General features: G+C 50.8%; 14 protein-coding genes. 8 read left to right on the top strand and 6 right to left on the bottom strand.

Annotated elements, in window-relative coordinates; all coding sequences use genetic code 11:
* Positions 1–18: 18 nt before the first annotated feature.
* From P1P86_07425 to P1P86_07440, 4 genes are all read right to left on the bottom strand, one after another.
* The gene (locus P1P86_07425; GenBank protein ID MDF1575006.1) at positions 19–1,023 is read right to left on the bottom strand and encodes a hypothetical protein; all 1,005 of its coding nucleotides are present in this window, start codon (positions 1,021–1,023) and stop codon (positions 19–21) included.
* A gap of 200 nt (positions 1,024–1,223) precedes the next feature.
* On the bottom strand, positions 1,224–1,553 hold the full coding sequence (locus P1P86_07430; protein ID MDF1575007.1) for a LytTR family transcriptional regulator DNA-binding domain-containing protein: 330 nt from the start codon (positions 1,551–1,553) through the stop codon (positions 1,224–1,226).
* Between the two features lie 144 nt (positions 1,554–1,697).
* Positions 1,698–2,090 (bottom strand): hypothetical protein, encoded by a 393-nt coding sequence (locus P1P86_07435; protein ID MDF1575008.1) that lies wholly within the window; start codon positions 2,088–2,090, stop codon positions 1,698–1,700.
* Between the two features lie 36 nt (positions 2,091–2,126).
* Positions 2,127–3,806, bottom strand: a complete 1,680-nt coding sequence (locus P1P86_07440; GenBank protein MDF1575009.1) for an L-lactate permease — start codon at positions 3,804–3,806, stop codon at positions 2,127–2,129.
* A gap of 61 nt (positions 3,807–3,867) precedes the next feature.
* On the opposite strand from P1P86_07440, the gene P1P86_07445 reads away from it, so the two are divergent.
* The 7 genes from P1P86_07445 (at position 3,868) to P1P86_07475 (ending at position 13,267) form a co-directional block, all read left to right on the top strand.
* Complete coding sequence (locus tag P1P86_07445) at positions 3,868–5,001, top strand: glycerate kinase (protein MDF1575010.1); 1,134 nt, start codon at positions 3,868–3,870, stop codon at positions 4,999–5,001.
* A 36-nt stretch (positions 5,002–5,037) separates the two neighbouring features.
* Positions 5,038–6,303, top strand: coding sequence for an aspartate kinase (locus P1P86_07450; protein MDF1575011.1), 1,266 nt, complete (start codon positions 5,038–5,040; stop codon positions 6,301–6,303).
* Between the two features lie 74 nt (positions 6,304–6,377).
* Entirely contained in the window at positions 6,378–9,017 is a 2,640-nt protein-coding gene (locus tag P1P86_07455; GenBank protein MDF1575012.1) for an Ig-like domain-containing protein, read from the top strand.
* 24 nt (positions 9,018–9,041) lie between these two features.
* Positions 9,042–9,404, top strand: coding sequence for a response regulator (locus P1P86_07460; GenBank protein ID MDF1575013.1), 363 nt, complete (start codon positions 9,042–9,044; stop codon positions 9,402–9,404).
* A gap of 7 nt (positions 9,405–9,411) precedes the next feature.
* On the top strand, positions 9,412–10,584 hold the full coding sequence (locus P1P86_07465) for a YaiO family outer membrane beta-barrel protein (GenBank protein ID MDF1575014.1): 1,173 nt from the start codon (positions 9,412–9,414) through the stop codon (positions 10,582–10,584).
* On the top strand, positions 10,581–11,843 hold the full coding sequence (locus P1P86_07470; protein MDF1575015.1) for a HEAT repeat domain-containing protein: 1,263 nt from the start codon (positions 10,581–10,583) through the stop codon (positions 11,841–11,843). The genes P1P86_07465 and P1P86_07470 overlap by 4 nt, the downstream gene beginning before the upstream one ends.
* Before the next feature lie 2 nt (positions 11,844–11,845).
* Positions 11,846–13,267 (top strand): glycosyltransferase, encoded by a 1,422-nt coding sequence (locus tag P1P86_07475; GenBank protein ID MDF1575016.1) that lies wholly within the window; start codon positions 11,846–11,848, stop codon positions 13,265–13,267.
* A 3-nt stretch (positions 13,268–13,270) separates the two neighbouring features.
* Here P1P86_07475 and P1P86_07480 read toward each other — a convergent pair whose 3' ends face one another.
* On the bottom strand, positions 13,271–14,746 hold the full coding sequence (locus P1P86_07480) for an aldo/keto reductase (GenBank protein MDF1575017.1): 1,476 nt from the start codon (positions 14,744–14,746) through the stop codon (positions 13,271–13,273).
* Between the two features lie 201 nt (positions 14,747–14,947).
* Between P1P86_07480 and P1P86_07485 the strand changes: the two genes are divergently transcribed.
* Complete coding sequence (locus P1P86_07485; GenBank protein MDF1575018.1) at positions 14,948–17,410, top strand: ABC transporter permease; 2,463 nt, start codon at positions 14,948–14,950, stop codon at positions 17,408–17,410.
* A 10-nt stretch (positions 17,411–17,420) separates the two neighbouring features.
* Here the strand turns inward: P1P86_07485 and P1P86_07490 are convergent, their stop codons facing one another.
* A complete protein-coding gene (locus tag P1P86_07490) occupies positions 17,421–18,248 on the bottom strand; it encodes a hypothetical protein (GenBank protein MDF1575019.1) in 828 nt (275 codons plus the stop codon).
* Positions 18,249–18,371: the final 123 nt, after the last annotated feature.

Here is an 18,371-nt window from a genome sequence, read left to right on the forward strand (position 1 = left end):
CTGACTCATCTCCCTGATTCATGCTTTTAGCATCAGTCCCTCGGTCAGGGCTAACTGAAGATTTATTCGTGTGCTGAATGAACGATGTATGGGATGGGAATTGCTCCATAGTGTTTCCCCGTTTTCCTCACCCAGAAAGCTGTTATTTTCTCCCCTGTAATGGTAATAGTTCAAATCCACCGAAAAATCGCTGTCCGGTTTGCGAAACAGGTGCTTGTAATAGGCGGTCCCGTAGGCCGTCAGGTTCCGGTCTCTGTCATCCTGCCTGGCGGTCCAGCTGTTCATCAGGGATTCTCCCTGGTACTCCATCAAACTTACGGATCCGTCAAACTCACTGGAGTAGGGATTCAGGAATCCGTATACAGATATCTTATTCCGTTTGTCCTGAAGAATGTCCAGGCCATAGTGGATTTTGTGGGACCAGTATTCCTGGTTTTTTTTTGTGGAGCGGGCAATCAGGATATTCTGATCCGGAAGGGTGATGTTCCTGTTGTTTTTTCCCTTAATATCAAAATAACTGAGTTCTCCGCTATAGGAGGCATAGATGTTTACCTTCTTCAAGGAGAGATTGAAGTTTGCCGAAGGAAAGGCATAAATCTCATTTTGCCGGACGGGAATCTCGCTGTAGAGGTGGCCACTGATGCCACGTCTTTCTTCGTCCTTCAAAATGACATGGATCACCCCCGAAACGCCGGATCTGAATTCAGCACCAGGCTGGTTCCTGATTTCTATTTTATCGATCCTTGCCGGATCCAGTTGATTCAGGAAATTTCCATCCCGCTCCTTCCCGTTGACCAGGATCAGGATCCTGTTATTGCCTTCCAGGGAGATATTATGAAAAAGGTCTACCTGGATGCCTGGAATGTATTTTAAAAGATCCACAGCCGTGCTGGAAACCTTTTCCATTTGCTTATATACATAGTAGGTGGTTTTGTCGGCCTCCTGCCTGGCTTTGATTCGCTCGCCGATGATGCTTGCTTCAGCAAGCTCGATTCGCTCTTCAGAAAGCTGGATAGTTCCCAATTCGACAGAAGCTTTTTCCTGAAGCCGGATCTTTTCCAGACTGGTTTCAAATCATTGTTAATGAATCGACTAAACAAATAGACGAAAGCTTTTAAGACCTGTCAAATTATTGGGATACTCTGAAAGGAATTGTGACGGGTGACAAACGGGACTCCCCTTTCTGAGATAAAAAGCAAGGAGTTGTGACAAATGGCAAAGCCCTAAGAGGCCACTTCGCGGTATAGCTTGTCAAAGGCTTTGACCTTCTGGCGGAATACGGGAATCTTTTGATGGCAATCCTGAAGTGTAAGCTGGTAGCCCAGAGAATTTCCTTTTTTTGATACTACGGTCTTCAAGTTTACAATGAAGGCCCGGTGGTACCTGAAATAATGTGGAATGTCCCTGAACTGTTGTTCAATGTTGGTGATCGAATTCCGGATGGGTATTTTCCTGGCCGGCTTGCCGTTCCGGAGGCAGAACTCCACATAGTTGCCATCTGAGCTCACAAAAAGCAATTTACTGAGCTCAAAGCTAAGGGATTCTTTTTTCAGGGAAGAGCTTACATGGATCAGGGGCTCTGTGTTATCTTTATTTTCCTCCTCCAGGTCTATAAAAGAGGGACCGTCCCCGGTCAGCAGGTACCTGTAATTCGTTCCCGTAAAAAGGGCGAAGGGGAGGATTCCGATAAGAAAGGCTTATTTGCAAGAATCAAGGAAAGTCTGCAGGTTCCAGCGGCTCATCTCAGAGTGATCCTCCAGAACAAAACCAAGCAGGAAAAGGGTAATTCCCATGCCCAGTAGCACCAGGAAGATGAAAAAGAGTTCCCGGGCAAGGGTCCAGTGTTTCTTTTGGCCAAAGAACCGGGTCTTTTTTAAAAGGAGGATGAGCAATAAGGCGGTCAGAGATACGGTAAAGGCATAAACCAACATGCTTGAGCGGAAGTTGAACCAGCGGCTCTCCATGGCATTAAATGGCTGGTATAATACCATAAATACCGATAAAAAGAAGAACAGGATCAGTGTTCCCCACAGGGGTTGCCGGAGAATATAATTTTGGGGATATCTGGCCTTCAGGTTTATTTTACGCATTCCCTGCAAATATACAAGGTTTTTTTGTGAGCCTTTTCAGATCATACCCTGGCCCACCGTATAGACCAGGATCAGGCCGATAATTCCTACAATTCCGCCCACGATGGCCATGGGCAGCAGGTTGCGCCGGATCAGCAGGCCTTCCACTCCGGCCAGCCCCACCGTGGCACAGGCTGCAATTACATTGTGCACACAAATCATATTGCCCATGGCACCGCCGATGTTCTGCAGGCTTACGATCAGGATGGTGGAAAAGCCCAGCTGCTCGGCCACGGAAAACTGGAAGAGGGAAAAAAGCATATTGGAAACCGTATTGGATCCGGCCATAAAGGAGCCCAGTGCCCCGATGAAGGAGTCCACCAGCGGCCAGCTACCCTGGAAGATGCTGCTCATGGCAGCAGCCATGGCAATGGGCATGCCCGTGATCCCCTCCGGATTATTTCCCGACTGCATCATGATCCGGACCATAGGGACCGCGAAGATCAATGCGATCACCGGATTCTTGATTCTTCTCAGGGCCTCTGACCAGGCGGCCCCGATCTCTCTTCTTTTCATCCGGAAGAGGGGGATGCAAAGCAGGGAGACCAGGATAAATGGAAGGATACCAGGATTATACAGCGGATCAATCGTGCCGCTGACCGTGGTGCCAAACAGGCCGGTATAGGGAATATCTGCCGATTTCACCCATTCATAGAGAGGGAGGGTGCGAACCCTGGTGAGGACAAGCAAGAGGCCAATCAGCATATAAGGGATCCAGGCTTTTAGTATGGAACTTTTTGCGGCTTCAGGTTTTTCCATGCTGATGGTTCCTGTCCAGTTCTTTTCCCATTGCGACCTGTCGGGAAAATTCCAGGTGGTTTTAGGAACCAGGAAGCCAGCCCTGGTGGCCGGGATAAGGATCAGCAGTCCCAGCAATCCTCCCAGCAGGCTGGGGAACTCGGGTCCGAGCAACAGGGCCACGGCCACATAGGGCCCTACAAAACAGAAGCCGGCAAACAGGGCATAGGGCCAGATGGCCAGTCCGTCCCGGATGCTTCGTTTCTCTCCGAAGAAGCGGGTCATCATGACCACCATGATCAGCGGCAGCAGCAGTCCGGGAAGGGCATGCTGTAAGGCGGTCCACACTCCGATTTGTTGCATATACTCTGCATAACTCAGGCCCGATTGGGCGATGTACTCCTGTACGGAGGGGATGTCCAGCGAGGGCTGAATTCCCAACAGCGTGGGGGTGCCCACCGATCCAAAAGATACGGGAGTTACATTGGCGATCAGGGCCACCATAACGGCAGCCAGGGCCGGAAATCCCAGGGAGAGCAGCAGGGGCGCGGCCAGTGCAGCCGGAGTACCAAAGCCTGCAGATCCTTCAATAAAACCGCCAAAAAGCCAGGCAATAATAATGGCCTGCACTCTCTTGTCGGCAGAGATATTGGTAAATCCCCGGTTAATGGCCTTAATGGCACCGCTTTCGCGCAGGGTAAAGAGCAGTAGCAGCGCTCCGAAGACGATAAACAGGATCTTAAAGGCGATTACCACCCCGTTCAGCGAGGCAGCTGCGATCCAGTTCCCCGGTGTTTTCCAGATGAAAAGGGCCAGGAGGAGTGTAAGGATAAAGGCCAGGGGCATCGCCCTGGTGGCGGGCCAGCGAAAACCCACCATAAAAACAAATATAGCGAATATGGGCAGGGCGGCCAGCAGGGCCAGGATTCCGGCAGACATAGGACAGAGTTTTGTAAGAGAGATCAAAATATCCAAAAAAATCCAATAATTTTAAAGGGAGATGAATATTCTGATTGCACCCGATTCGTTTAAGGACTCGCTGAGCGCCATGGAGGTGGCTGTCGCCCTGGGCCGGGGGATCCAAAAGATTCTTCCGGATGCTTCCTGCGTCCTGCTTCCAATGGCAGATGGGGGCGAAGGAACCGTGGAGGCTCTGATCGATGCCACTAAAGGCAGGCGGGTTGAATTGAAGGTAATGGATCCTCTGATGAGGGAGATTGGCTCCTTTTACGGGATTACCGGGGATGGAAAGACCGCTGTCATTGAGATGGCCGCCGCCTCGGGCATTGAGCTTCTGAAGGCCGGTGAGCGGAATCCCTGGGTTACCTCCACCTATGGTACCGGACAGTTGATCGGGGATGCCCTGGATCATGGGGTGAAAAAAATTCTGTTGGGTATCGGGGGGAGTGCCACCAACGACGGAGGAGCCGGCATGGCCCAGGCACTCGGGGTAAGGTTCAGGGGGAAGTCCGGACTCCTGGATGTTCAGGGGGGAGGTGTACTCGGGGAGGTGGTCCGGATCGGAATGGAAGGACTGGATCCCAGGCTGGCTGAGGTGGAGATCGTGGCGGCCTGCGATGTGGATAATCCACTGACCGGTCCGAGGGGGGCTTCTTTCACCTATGGCCCGCAAAAAGGGGCCCATGAAGAGATGGCCGGCAAACTGGACCGGAATCTTTTTCATCTGGCAGAGTTGGTCAGGAATCAACTGGGCAAAGAAGTGGATCAGCTTCCCGGCGCGGGGGCGGCCGGCGGACTGGGAGCAGGTTTGATGGCTTTCCTGGGCGCACGACTGGTAGGGGGCTTTGATATGATTGCCGCTTTGGTCGGACTGGAGGAGAAGATCAGGGAAGCAGACCTGGTAATTACCGGAGAGGGAAAGATGGATGCCCAGACCCCATACGGGAAAACGCCTTTCGGAGTTGCACAGATAGCCAGGAAGGCAGGTTTACCGGTTATCGGGGTAGCCGGCACACTGGATGAAGGTGCCAGTGTTTTGTATGAAATGGGTTTTGATCTGCTGATGCCTATTCAGGAAAAACCCGGTGATCTGGAAGCTTCGCTCAAAAATGGGGAACAGCTCCTGGAGCGATGCGGGGAACGTATGGCCAGGTTGCTCAGAATGCAGATTTAGTTAATTTTGCCATTTATCCAGAGATAATCATTAGCTATGCTTGTATTCAAATTTGGAGGAGCTTCCGTGAAGAGCGCCGGGGCCGTTAGAAATATGGTGGAGATACTCCGGCGATACCCCGGGGAGGAGATAGTGGTGGTGGTATCGGCCATGGGCAAGACCACCAATGCCATGGAGCGGATCATCGATCTTTACACTTCCGGGAAGAGTGAGCAGTTGAAGAAGGAGTTCGGAGAGTTAAAATCCTTCCACCTGGAGGTGGTCCGGGGGCTCTTTGAAAATGAGGAGGCCAGGGTATACGCGGAGCTGGAGCAGTTATTTGAAAATCTGGCCGGCCGGCTGGCCGGCGAGCCAACGCTAAATTACGATTTTGACTACGATCAGCTGATTTGTTACGGGGAGCTGCTTTCGACCACCATCATTGCGCATTACCTGAATCTTGTGAAAATCCCTGCCCGCTGGATGGATATCCGCCGTTCACTCAAAACCGACAATACCTGGCGTGAGGCAAAAATAGACTGGGAGCTGTCGAACCAGTTGGTTAACGGGCAGTTTGTCTTTACCGGGGAGCGGATACTGATCACCCAGGGTTTTCTGGGTTCTACCATTAATGATCAGTCTACTTCTCTGGGCAGGGAGGGCTCGGACTATACCGCGGCCATTCTGGCATACCTGCTGAAAGCAGACAGTGTAACCATCTGGAAAGATGTACCGGGCGTGCTGAATGCAGATCCCAAATATTTTGAAAACACCGTCCTGCTTAAAGAACTCTCCTACCTGGATGCCATTGAACTGGCCTATTTCGGCACCAGTGTGATCCATCCCAAGACCATTAAGCCCCTTCAGAACAAGAATATCAATTTGCATGTAAAGTCATTTCTGGATCCTGATGCACCCGGGACCCTGGTAGGGAACCTCTCCTATAAAAGGCTGACTCCCTCCTTCATTTTTAAAATGGATCAGGTACTGATCCGCATTTCTCCCCTGGATTTTTCTTTTATTAATGAAGGGAACCTGGAGGAGATTTTCGGAATCTTCAGCAAATATGGATTAAAGATCAACCTCATGCAGAACTCGGCCATCAGCTTCAAGATGATCGTGAACAACGATAAAAGGAGGTTAAGGCTGGTTATCGATGAGCTGGAGGAGAAGTTCAGGGTGGCCTACCAGACAGGACTGGAACTGGTCACCATCCGTTACTTTGACCAGTCGACCATCGACCGGGTTATGATCAATAAGGAGCTGATCCTGGAGCAGCGAGGGCTTCAGAACATCGAGCTGTTGATCCGTGACCTGGGTTAAAACTATTCATAAAAAAGCCTGATATCTCGGAAAGATGAGTTAATTTTGATCTTTCATATCCTATCCTGGTGCCAATGAAGAATTCCATGCCTTCTGTTCGTTTGACACTTTTCACACTTTTTATTGCAAGTCAGGGTTTTTTCGGCTCAGGGTTTGCTCAGCATATGATGGATGTGGCTGAACCTGAACCCTATCGTGGCGATTTTGCCATAAAAGGAGACCAGTTCGCCATATGGAACGGGTTCAACTATATCCCGGTTTTTATAAAGGGGATCAACCTGGGAGTTGCGGTTCCCGGAACACAGCCCGGAGAGCTGGCTGCCACGGCTGAAGACTACAGGCGCTGGTTTGATCTCATCAAGGAAGCAGGCTACAATACCATCCGCTTGTACACCCTTCATTATCCGAGGTTCTACCAGGAGTTAAGGACCTATAACCTGGAACATCCGCAAAATCCCCTGCTGGTTATTCACGGGGTCTGGCTTGAGGAGAATGAGACAGCTGCCGATCTTTACGGGCAGACAGCATTTTTCGACAATGAGATCAGGGAAGTGGTATCGGCCGTCCATGGCGACATCAGCATTGCGCACCGTTTCGGGAAAGCTTACGGCGACTTTAACTCGGATATCTCCCCCTGGGTTCTGGCTTACCTGCCAGGCAGGGAGATTTATCCCTCAGAGGTGCGTTTAAGCAATGAGGCTCATCCCGGTGAAACCAGCTATGACGGAGTTTTCTTCCGGCTTCAGTCAGGCGATCCGGTGGAGGTCTGGCTGGCTCAGCGTCTGGATGGCCTGCTGCAATATGAACAGGAGCATTATCAATCGATCAGGCCCTGTGGTTTCTCCTCCTGGCCCACCCTGGATCCCATTTATCATCCTACGGAGCATCTGCTGGAGGGAAGCTCGGAAGACCTGGAACAAATCGATCTGGCCAATCTGCTGAGTACAGAAAATTCTCCGGGCTTCTTTATTGGCTACCATGCCTATCCCTATTATCCCGATTTCATTGTTCAGGACCCTTCGTACCTGGCGGAATCAGATTCCCTGGGGCCCAATAATTACCTGGGCTACCTGATGGACCTGAAGGCTCATTATCAGGATATTCCCCTGATCATTGCCGAATTCGGAGTGCCTTCCAGCTGGGGCAGCGGACACCTTTCGCCTTCCGGAATGCACCATGGAGGGATATCCGAGGAGGAGCAGGGGAGATGGAACATCCGGATGTTCGACAATATAGAACATTCAGGTTGTGCAGGTGGGCTGCAGTTCTCCCTGATTGACGAATGGTTCAAGCAGACCTGGATCACAAACCCTTATTCGGACAAGCAATACCGCTATTTGTGGCACAACATCACTTCTCCCGAGCAGAATTTCGGCATCCTGGCCTATGCCCCTCCTCCGGCGGCTTTTACCGAGACAGCCTCTTACCCGGACAGTTCCATTACCAGCATACAGGTGCATTCCGATTACACCTTTTTCAGAGTGCGCCTTCTTATGAAAACGGCCTTGTACATGGAGGATACGCTCTGGGTGGCCTTTGATACCTACGAATCGAACCTGGGGGAGTCTGTACTCCCCGATGGCCAATCCATCGGAGTGGCACCGGATACCCTGCGGGCCGAGTTTGCTCTCCGGATTCCCATGGCCGGTGAGCATGCCCAGCTCTATGTGATCCCCTCTTATGATGTGTTCGGAGTTAAGGATCCGGACAGGCTGGATACCGTGGTATCCGCTGCCAGTGATGCCGGACTCTGGAATCCGGTAAAGTGGCAGACCAGCTACTTTTATAACAGTATCCAGTATATCGGGGAACTGAACATGTCCTCTTCGGAGGATCCCTACCAGTTCCTCAACGCGGTTACGCTGTTTAACGACAGCATGGAGATCCGGATCCCCTGGACCCTGATCAATTTTCCGGCTCCCACGGTGGGCCGGGCCATGCACTATCAGTCGCATATGGAAGGGCAGGACCTGGTCATCGACAGGCGGGATACACTTTCCGACGGGATTGCCGTATCTGTGGTCCTGCAGGAGGACGTATATCAATCCGCAAAATATCAATGGAGCCCCTGGGATTATGAGCAGATCCTCAGCGAAGCTCCCATTGAACGCAAAAAGCAGACCTTTCACTACATGAAACAGAGATTACCACTGTTTAACTCCCCACCCATTGGACTGGCCGATACCTTTCATCTCAATCCGGGGGATATCCTGGAGCCGGGACCAGAAATGGGATTGTTGCGTAACGATTTCGACATAGACGGGAACACGATGCAGGTCCGCCTCCCCTTTGGGAGTATCACCGGACACGGGAGCCTGTTTCTCCATCCCGACGGGAGCTTTCTGTATGATCCGGATCCCGGCTTCCAGGGGAGTGATTTCTTTATGTATTACCTCGAAGATGGAGCTGCAAGCTCTGCCCTGGTTCCCGTACTGCTGGAGGTGAGATATCCCTTATATGCAGAGGATGAGCTGCTGGCCGGAAGGTCCTCGGTTTATCCCAATCCCGGCAGAGACCGGTTCCATATCACGATCCGGGAGCCCTTCCGGGAGGCTCAGTTAAAAGTAGTGGACATGCTTGGGAAGGAGATTCTCTTATTGCAGCTTGAGGAGGCAAGGAGCTGGATAGAGATTGAAAATATAAAACCCGGAGTTTATCTATTTATTTTGAACATTGACCAAAACATTGAACAATATCGAATCATAATCCAGTAATTTGCATAGAAAGTATGAATGCATATGAATATCCTTGTTTGTGAAGATAATACAATGATGTTACGAACCATTGAATTTTCCCTGAAGAAGGCGGGCTACGAAGTATTCAAGGCCACGGACGGATTTCAGGGAATAAGGATTCTTGGTGAGAAGAAGGTGGACCTGGTCATTACCGATATCAATATGCCCTATACCAAGGGATTGGAGCTGATACGCCATATCAATACAAAGATGAAGCAGAAGATACCCGTGATCGTGGTTACCGGAATTACCAATGCGGAGACCAGGAAGCATGCGGAAGAGCTTGGAGCCAGCGGATATCTGACCAAGCCTTTTGACCTGGATGAGATTGTGGACATGGTTAATTCCCATTTCGGGAAGAATTGATATATTTATGCATAGATCAGCCCTTTATAGCACCTCTTTACTTTTTTTCCTGGTCCAGCTGTCTGCGCAGGATATCCCCGTCCAGCCGGGTCCTGAAGAGGAGTTTGCCCGTATGCGCGATCTGGCCGTTGCAGGAGATTACCGAGAGGCCAAATCGATCGGCTACCGTCTTTTGGAGGTAAATGAGAACTATTTCGATGCTGCGCTCTACCTGGCCAGGATCCACGGTTGGGAATCCGGTTTTGACTCGGCCTATCTGGTCCTTGACCGGGTAATTGAGCAAGATCCCGGGCTTTACGAGGCTTATGAAACCTGTGCGGATCTGGCCTACTGGCAGAATAATATGGAGCGACTGGAAGCCTGTGCGGAGCAGGCTGCCGAACTGCGACCCGACTCGGCCGGTCTCTTTGAAAGATACAGGGTAGCCCTGCAACGGCCAGGCTCCCTGTCCATGCAGACAGAAATCTTTGCCCACTATTCCTACGACCATTTTTCGGTTCCCTACCTGCGTAACTGGCACATGCTGACTGCCGGAGCCGAACTGCCTTTCAAATATGGGACTCTGATCCCCTCTCTGAACGCGGGCTACCATGCGGGGGAGCTGGCTCAGAAAACAGATCTTCAGATGAACCTGGATGCCTATCTGACCCTGGGGAAAAAGAATTATGCCCTGCTGGGATATGGGTTTTCTCCCGGAGGAGAGATCAACTTTTTCCCCGGACACCGTGTAGCGGCAGAGTTGTGGCAGGTACTGCCCGGGGGCTTTGCACTTTCTGCCGGCATGCGATATTTTTACTGGGACCGGCATTTTACCTTTCTCACTGTATCGGCCGAGAAGTATGTGGGCAATTACTGGTTCTCCCTGAGAAGCTACATCTTTTTCAAGGATTACGGAGTTTCCGGTTCCTACTATCTGAGCGCAAGACGATACTTTGACTCTAAATTCAACCACCTCACTCTAAGCCTGGGATATGGGACCGCCCCGGACGAACCCATCCTGGTGGTTTCTGACCTGGACCGGCTGAACGCTCTTTCGGGACGCCTTTCGTTCTCGAAAAAGATATCTCCGGCCGTGAGGCTCCTTGCCATGGCCGGCTATGCCTGGGAGGAGTATGCCGATCAGGAGCACAGACACCGGTTCGATATGAGAGTGGGAGCTTATTTTACAATTAAACAGTGAGTATTAAGGAAACATATCTGGTTTTGGTGCTGTTGCTGCTTTTTGCCGCTTCAGGAGGTACGGCTGCCTGTGGCCAGGCGTTGACAAATTCCTTCCAGGCCGATAGTGCCATTGTGGAAAGCGATCCGGCAGATCAGGAGACGACGGATGTGCTTTCTGTTTATGCCCAGAGGCTTCTGAACCGTTTCGATAAATCCCCCCTCCTGGTTACCGTTCTGTACATCGTCATCCTGTATTCCATTGTTACCCTGATCACCCTGCTGATCATTATCCTGCTGAACCGAAGAAGGATACAGCGTGAACAGGAGCTGAAGGATTATTTGTTGGAGATGTACCAGGAGCTGCTGATGGATTACCTGTTTGACAAAGAGAAACAGGAGGAAGCATTTAAGGAATTGAACTGGGTGGCCAATAACCGGATAAACCGCCAGATCCTGATCGACCAGATGATCGATCTGAGTATTAATCTGAAAGGGGAGATCAGGGAGGTCATCCAGGCTCTCTATATCCGGCTGGGTTTAAAAAAGGACTCCCTGGCAAAGGCCTACAGCCGCAAATGGCACGAAAACGTCAAAGGATTCAGGGAACTGGCCTTTATGAATATCTGGGATGCCAACGAACAAATCATCAAAAGCCTGAATTCCAGTAATAATATCCTGAGGATGGAGGCTCAGACTGCCATGGTAAGGCTCTCGGGCGGAAATCCTTATGAGTTCCTCGATTTGTTGGAGAAACCTCTTTCACTCTGGGAACAGGTGACCCTGCATGAAATGCAGATCCAGCATGACCTGGAGGTCCCCGACTTTAAACGTTGGTTCAGTTCTTCCAATACCACCGTGCTTATATTTGCACTGGAGATGGTTTCCTGGTACAAGCAACGGGGAGCGGGAAAGGAGATTCCGGAGCTTTTTAATCACGAGAATGAAAAGGTCCGTTATACGGCCTATAAAGTATGCGGCGACATTGAACTCAAAATGGCCCTTCCGGCCATGATCCGGAGATACCCGGAGGAGACCTTTAAAAACAAGCTGGAGATCCTGCACGCTTTTGCCAAAGTACCCGAAGAGAAGAATCTGCAGTTTCTGAAGAATGTGTTGGATACAGAGGAGGATGTACAGTTACAAATCCAGGCCACAAAAGCCATGGAGAATACTGATGAACCCGGTATTTCCATGTTGATCAAGCTTATGAAATCTAAATCCGAATATAAAAATTACCAGATCATTATACGGCATGTATTGGACGGTCGGATCTACTAGCTTTGGACCGAGCATTTGAGATATTAAAGTTTTTTGTGCTGAACGCTGTATTTATTATTACGGCGCTCATCTTTACCACTTACCTGATTCTTACCATTTTCTCGGCAATCTCCCTGAGAAAATACCTGAGGAAGAACAGCTACGTGGATTATAACTCCATTGTGGCATCCCCCCTGGCACCATCCCTCTCGGTGATAGCCCCGGCCTTCAATGAAAGCGAGACCATTATTGACAACATCAGAACCCTGCTTTCGCTCTACTACAATAATTACGAGGTGGTGGTTGTGAACGACGGGAGCAAGGACGACTCTCTGGAAAAAATCATAGAAGCCTATGAACTGGAGAAGGTCAACTATTATTTTGACTACAGACTGCCATGCAAAAGGATCCGAGGGGTCTATAAGTCCCAGAACCGCTCCTTTAAGAAACTGACGGTGATCGATAAAAGCAACGGAGGGAAGGCCGATTCACTGAATGCCGGACTGAATGTCTGCAGGAACGATCTGGTGGTCAGTATCGATGCGGATTCCATCATGGAACCGGATGCACTTCTGAAACTGGTCAAGCCCTTTATGGAGGCCAAGGAGAAGAGGGTGATCGGTGCGGGAGGGGTGATTCGCATTGCAAACTCCTGCGAGATCTCAGAGGGACATATACAGAAAATTAACCTGCCCGGGAAATTTCTGCCCCGTGCCCAGGTGATGGAGTATACCCGGGCTTTCCTGATGGGAAGGATGGCCTGGAGCGAACTCGATGGTCTGCTGCTGATCTCGGGAGCCCTGGGGATGTTCGACCGGGATATAGTGATCAGGGCCGGGGGATACAGTACCGTAACAGTCGGAGAGGATATGGAGCTGGTAGTCCGTATCCGGAGGTATATGGCCGAGAATGGCCTGGACTATGATGTGGTCTATATTCCCGATCCACTCTGCTGGACAGAGGTCCCCTCCACCGTCAGGGTGCTAGCCAGGCAGCGGAGCCGGTGGACCCGGGGAACCATGGAAACCCTGATCAAGCACCGGAAGCTTTTTTTCAACAGAAAATATGGAAAACTGGGGATACTGGGTTATCCCTACTGGCTGGCCTTTGAGTACCTGGCGCCCATCATCGAATTCCTGGGTATCTGCTGGTTTATCTACCTGGTGATCACCAACAACCTCAACTGGCCCTTCTTCCTGCTGCTCTTTGGATTTGTCTATTTTTTTGCCGTTTCTCTCTCGATCTGGTCGGTGCTGTTTGAGGAGATTACCTTTCACAAATATGAGAAACGAAGGGATGTCCTCCGCCTGGTGGGAACCGCCTTCCTGGAACCCCTGTTTTATCACCCCATGGTGATGTTGATGAGCATCAAGGGAAACATCGATAAGATCCTGAACCGCAATAAGTGGGGAAAGATGGAACGGAAAGGATTCGGGAAAAACTGATCCCTAAACCTTTAAGGCCTCACTTTCGGCCCGCCTGCCCGCCCGGTCCACCGTAACCACTTTATAGCTTCCTTCTTTGCTGCTGACTTTGTAGCTGAACGGCTCCATACTGATCTGGGGTTCATGCAAAATGTTTGCCACCAGATTTTCTCCCTGGTACACTTCGTAATGGGAGAGCGGATCGTCAGCGGCCAGGGCACTGTTCCAGCTGATCTCCACCTGCCCGGCCCCGCCGATCTTAATATCCTGGGGCGGGGTCAGTCCCCTGGCAGGAAGCTGGAAGTAATTGGTCTTTCCTCCTTTTGCACGCTTTGCATCTTTCTCGATTTTCTCACGCTGCTCCCGGCTCAAACCGTCAGGGGTTATCTGAGCCGCATAATAGTTCTGAACCAGCTGGCACTTCAGGTGATCCTCCGAGATTTGGCCGATCCCGATAATGGCCGTATGAATGCCGGGGGTCGTAAGCGCATATTCGATCAGGGGTTTGCTGGGCAGTTCCCTGGTTCCCACGCTTCGAACCACCCCATCCGAATCCCTGGTCCAGTCAGCATATTTGGAGTACATGGCCCCATCGGCAAATACCTTCATGGCAATGATTCCCATATTTTTTGCCTGTGCCACCGGGATCACATTGTGCTGGTGGTTCAGGTAGAGCCTGTCATTGGCGTTGATGGCCACCAGCATGGCATCCAGGATCTCATAGCTATCCCTTCGGATCATATCCATCATCGCCGGGGAGCTGATGTGACCCGAGAGTCCGATATGCCGGATCAGCTTCTCATGGGCCGGATTTAACCCGGTAAAGTTGGTGCCGTCACGGTAGTCCCGGAGTGCCACCAGCACGCCTAAATTCTCCTCCTGGTTCAGAGGGGTTTCCAATCCCCTGTACATCACATCCACCTCCTCCACAAAGTTCAGGTTATGGGTGAGCACCATATTCACATAAGATCCTTCGGGGTAGGCTCCGTTTCCATCTCCAAACATTTGCGAAAGGGATCGTTTCAAATCGGCAACAGCTCCTCCTGCGGGATCCCCGTTGGACCAGTTGTTTACATTCTTCAGCTCAGGGAAACCTGGTTTGGCCCATCGTTGATGGGTCTTGGTGGTCAGGAAAATGGATTCACGCAGATTTTCATCATAGCCCGTCTGGCCGGGGATCAGGTTCAGCTGCCGGAAGGCCTTCCCGAAGTTGAGCTGACTGCCGTCATACAGGTTGGAAGTATCAAAATAGTTAATCCCCATCCTGAAGGCTTTCAGAATAATGGGAACCGGATCCACGTCTGCAGGGGTCCATTGCAGGGAGGCCTGACCGCCCAGCCCCAGGGTGCTTACTTCAAAGGGAATCTTACCAAAGCTTCGCTTCATAGGGGCCGGGAGCTGGTCCAGTCCGAAACGGAAGCCCGGCAGTATGGTGAGTCCGGCTGCAGCTGCAGCAGATAGTTTCACAAATTCGCGGCGGGATACTGTCTTTTGTTTCATAGTAACATATTTAAGGAGTGTTCGTCTTAGTGGTAACACAAGATAGGGCAAAAGGGTTGAATAATCCAGTGTTCGCTTACTTACATACCTGTCCGTTAACGTACATCATAGCCTCAGTATAACCGGAGTAAAGTGTCATATAATCAAACAAATAGAGGGTCTGGCATAGTTTCTGGTAAAGAACAAGAAAACTTTTAAGACATGTGGAAAAATTTCATCCGGGTCACCCTGCGGAGTCTGAATAAGAACAAGGCATTCAATGCCATTAATATCGCAGGTCTGGCCATCGGACTGGCAAGTGCCATCTTTATCATCTTGTATATCCTTAGCGAAACCAGCTACGACAGGTTCAATGAAAGGGCTGCGGACATCTACAGGCTTTATCTCGACGGGAAGATGGCGGGTGAGGAGTTTAAGGGTGCCTGGGTCAGCTCCATAACCGGGCCGGCCTTTTATGAGGATATCCCGGAGGTTGAGATGTTTTGTCGCTTCGATTGGGCCAATAACCGGCTGATGTGGGTCGATCCGGCCAACAAATACCTGGAAAATCAGCTGCTCTATGCAGACTCCACCTTTTTCGAATTTTTCACCATCAAACTCTTGCAGGGGGATCCCCACACCTGCCTCGACGAACCCAATACCATTGTTCTGACCCGGTCCAAGGCCTTGCAGTATTTTCCTGAAGGGGATGCCATCGGGAAATCCATTGCCATGAACAATGATTCCACACTCTACCGGGTCACCGGGGTGGTGGAGGAGGCGCCGCGCACCTCCCATTTCGACTACGATTTTATTTGTTCCTATTCCACCTATGAATCGAGCAGGCGCACCTCCTGGTTCAACAACCATATGCAGACCTATCTTCTGGTGCGGCCGGGTGCCGATCCGGAACTCCTGGATGAAAAGCTGCAAACCATCACTCTGAAATATATCGGGCCGGAACTTCAGCAGATCATGGGGGTCAGTGCCGAAGAGCTCTTTGGATCGGATGCCAGGTATGGCTTCCATCCCCAGCCGCTGCTGGACATCCATCTGAATTCGGGAATTGAGGTACCCGGCGACATTGGCTATCGTCCCAATGGAAATCGTACCTACCTGATTATTTTCGGCATCATTGCCTTTTTTGTCCTGGTGATCGCTTCCATCAACTTTATGAACCTGAGTACGGCCCGTTCCTTAAGCAGGGCCAAGGAGGTAAGTCTCAGAAAGGTGGTGGGATCTGACCGCAAACAACTGATACAGCAGTTCCTGTTTGAAAGTGTTTTTCTCAGCCTGCTCTCCCTGGTGATTGCCCTTGTTCTGGTAACAGCGCTGCTGCACCCCTTCAACAACCTGGTGGGACTCAATCTCGAGTATGGGGATATCTTTAAATGGTACATGATCCCTGCCTTTATTCTCCTGGCTGTTCTGGTGGGTCTGCTCAGTGGCAGTTACCCCTCTTTTGTACTGGCATCCTTCAAACCCATTTTTGCTTTAAAGGGAAATGCAAGGGCAAAAAACGGGACCACGGTGTTGCGAAATGCCCTGGTGATTATCCAGTTCTCCATATCCATCATCATCATTGCCGGCACCCTGGTTATCTACTGGCAGTTTCAGTATATGACCAGGAAGGACCTGGGGTTTGATAAGGAGCAGCTGGTGGTCATGGAGCGTATCCATCCCCTGGGAGCCGGAAATGAGATACAAACCTTTAAAAAGGAGCTGCTCACGCATTCAGCAGTGCTTTCGGCCACCAATTCGACGGCCTACCTGGGGGCTCCCAACAACAACAATGCCTATGCCATTAAGGGCAGGCCTCTGGAGGAGACGGTGCTTTTCCATACCTTCTGGACCGATGAGGATTTTATGGAGACCTACCGCTTTGGACTGGCATCTCCGGAGAGCCGCTATCTTTCAGAAGAGTTTTCCAGCGATTCTTCAGCATGTCTGGTGAACGAGGCGGCAGTGAGGAAGTATAAGCTGGAAGATCCGCTCAACCAATCCATTATGTGGGGCTTTGATGACCCGGAAAATGCCAGAGAGCTGCGGATTGTCGGAGTTATGAAGGATTACCATTTTCTTACTATCAAGCATGAAGTGGGTGCCCAGATTGTCATTCTGAAGGATAAAAACTGGGACTGGGCTGGTTATCTGACTGTGCGCCTGGCTCCTGGCAAAGAAAATATAGAAGCGGGTCTGGCTTATGTGGAACAGGTCTGGAAAGAGTTTACCAATGATCAGCCCTTCCAGTATTTCTTCCTGGATGAAGAGCTCGAAAGCTACTATGCCGAAGAGAAAAAGACCGGGGCTGTCACCATGATCTTCTCCATCCTGGCCATCTTTATTGCTTCGCTGGGACTCTTCGGCCTCACGCTTTACAATTCCCAGAAGCGGATCAGGGAGATAGGTATCCGAAGAGTGATGGGAGCCACCGAGAGAAACATAATCACGGTGATCTCAAAAAGTGTGGCTTATGCGGTTGGTATTTCCATCCTGATTGCCATGCCGGTGGCCTACTTGATGATGCAGGACTGGTTGCGCGATTTTCCATATAACGTAGGTTTCCAGCCCCTTCTCTTTGTGACGGCGGCACTGCTTGCCATTATCATCGCCATGGTGACAGTTACCTTTACCTCTCTCAGGGCGGCCCGGATCAATCCGGCCATGGCCTTACATTATGAGTAGGGAATGTTGCTCAGCCCTGATCCGGAAACCCGGCCTGTTCCTTCAGCTGTTCAATAAATCCGGCATCTACCCAGTAGATGTCGGCATTTCCGTTTCCGGGAGAGTCATATAGTTTCTTCAGGGTTTCATAAGACCAGTAGGCTTCTTCTATTTCCTGCGTCCGGGTAGCCATAAAGAAAAAGGCTTTCTGGTCGGGGGAAACATAGGGCGAATATCCACGGGCATTGTCCCGGTTTACCAGGGCCCCCATATTCAGGGGCTCCGACCACTGGTCGTTCTCATTCCGGAAAATAATGTAGTAGTCGACCCCATCGTAAGCATCAGGCATGCCAACCGCAGGGACAATGATATAGCTTTCATCCGGTGCGATAAATGCATTGTAGCGGTTGGTCCCGCAATTGACCTGTCCGGGCAGCAGTTCAGGTTCCTGGAAAGCCCCGTTTTCCCATCTGCTGCGGAAAATCTGATTCAGGCCACTCCCTTTGAGACCGCGGGTAAAATAAAGGGTGCCATCGGAGGTCAGGGAGGGGAAATACTCTCCGCCATCGGTATTCACCGGTTCTCCAAGGTTTTCAGGAAGGCCCCATGCACCGTTCTCAGTTCGCTTTACTACCCAGATATCCTGGTCGCCTGCCGGTTCGTCTCCGTCGGGACGGCTGGATAGGAAATAAAGCCTGGATCCATCGGGCGAGAATGCCGGTTCAAAGTCGGCCACTCCGGGTCCGCCTGAGAAGGGCACAATCTCAGGCGGGAGCCAGGTGCCGTCTATCTCTTTGCTGCAGAGGATGGTGGAAAAGGTGTAGTTCCCGATGGCCAGGATCAGGCCTGGTGGAATCATTTTTTTAAGCTCATAAGATGCTGAATAGTTAGCTTATACCCTGTAGATGTATGAAGCTAAATTACCCCAAATAAATATGAATATCCAACATATATTTTGAAATTACTGAAGGAGGTGCGAAAT

The organism is Bacteroidales bacterium (genome assembly GCA_029210725.1).
Lineage (GTDB): Bacteria > Bacteroidota > Bacteroidia > Bacteroidales.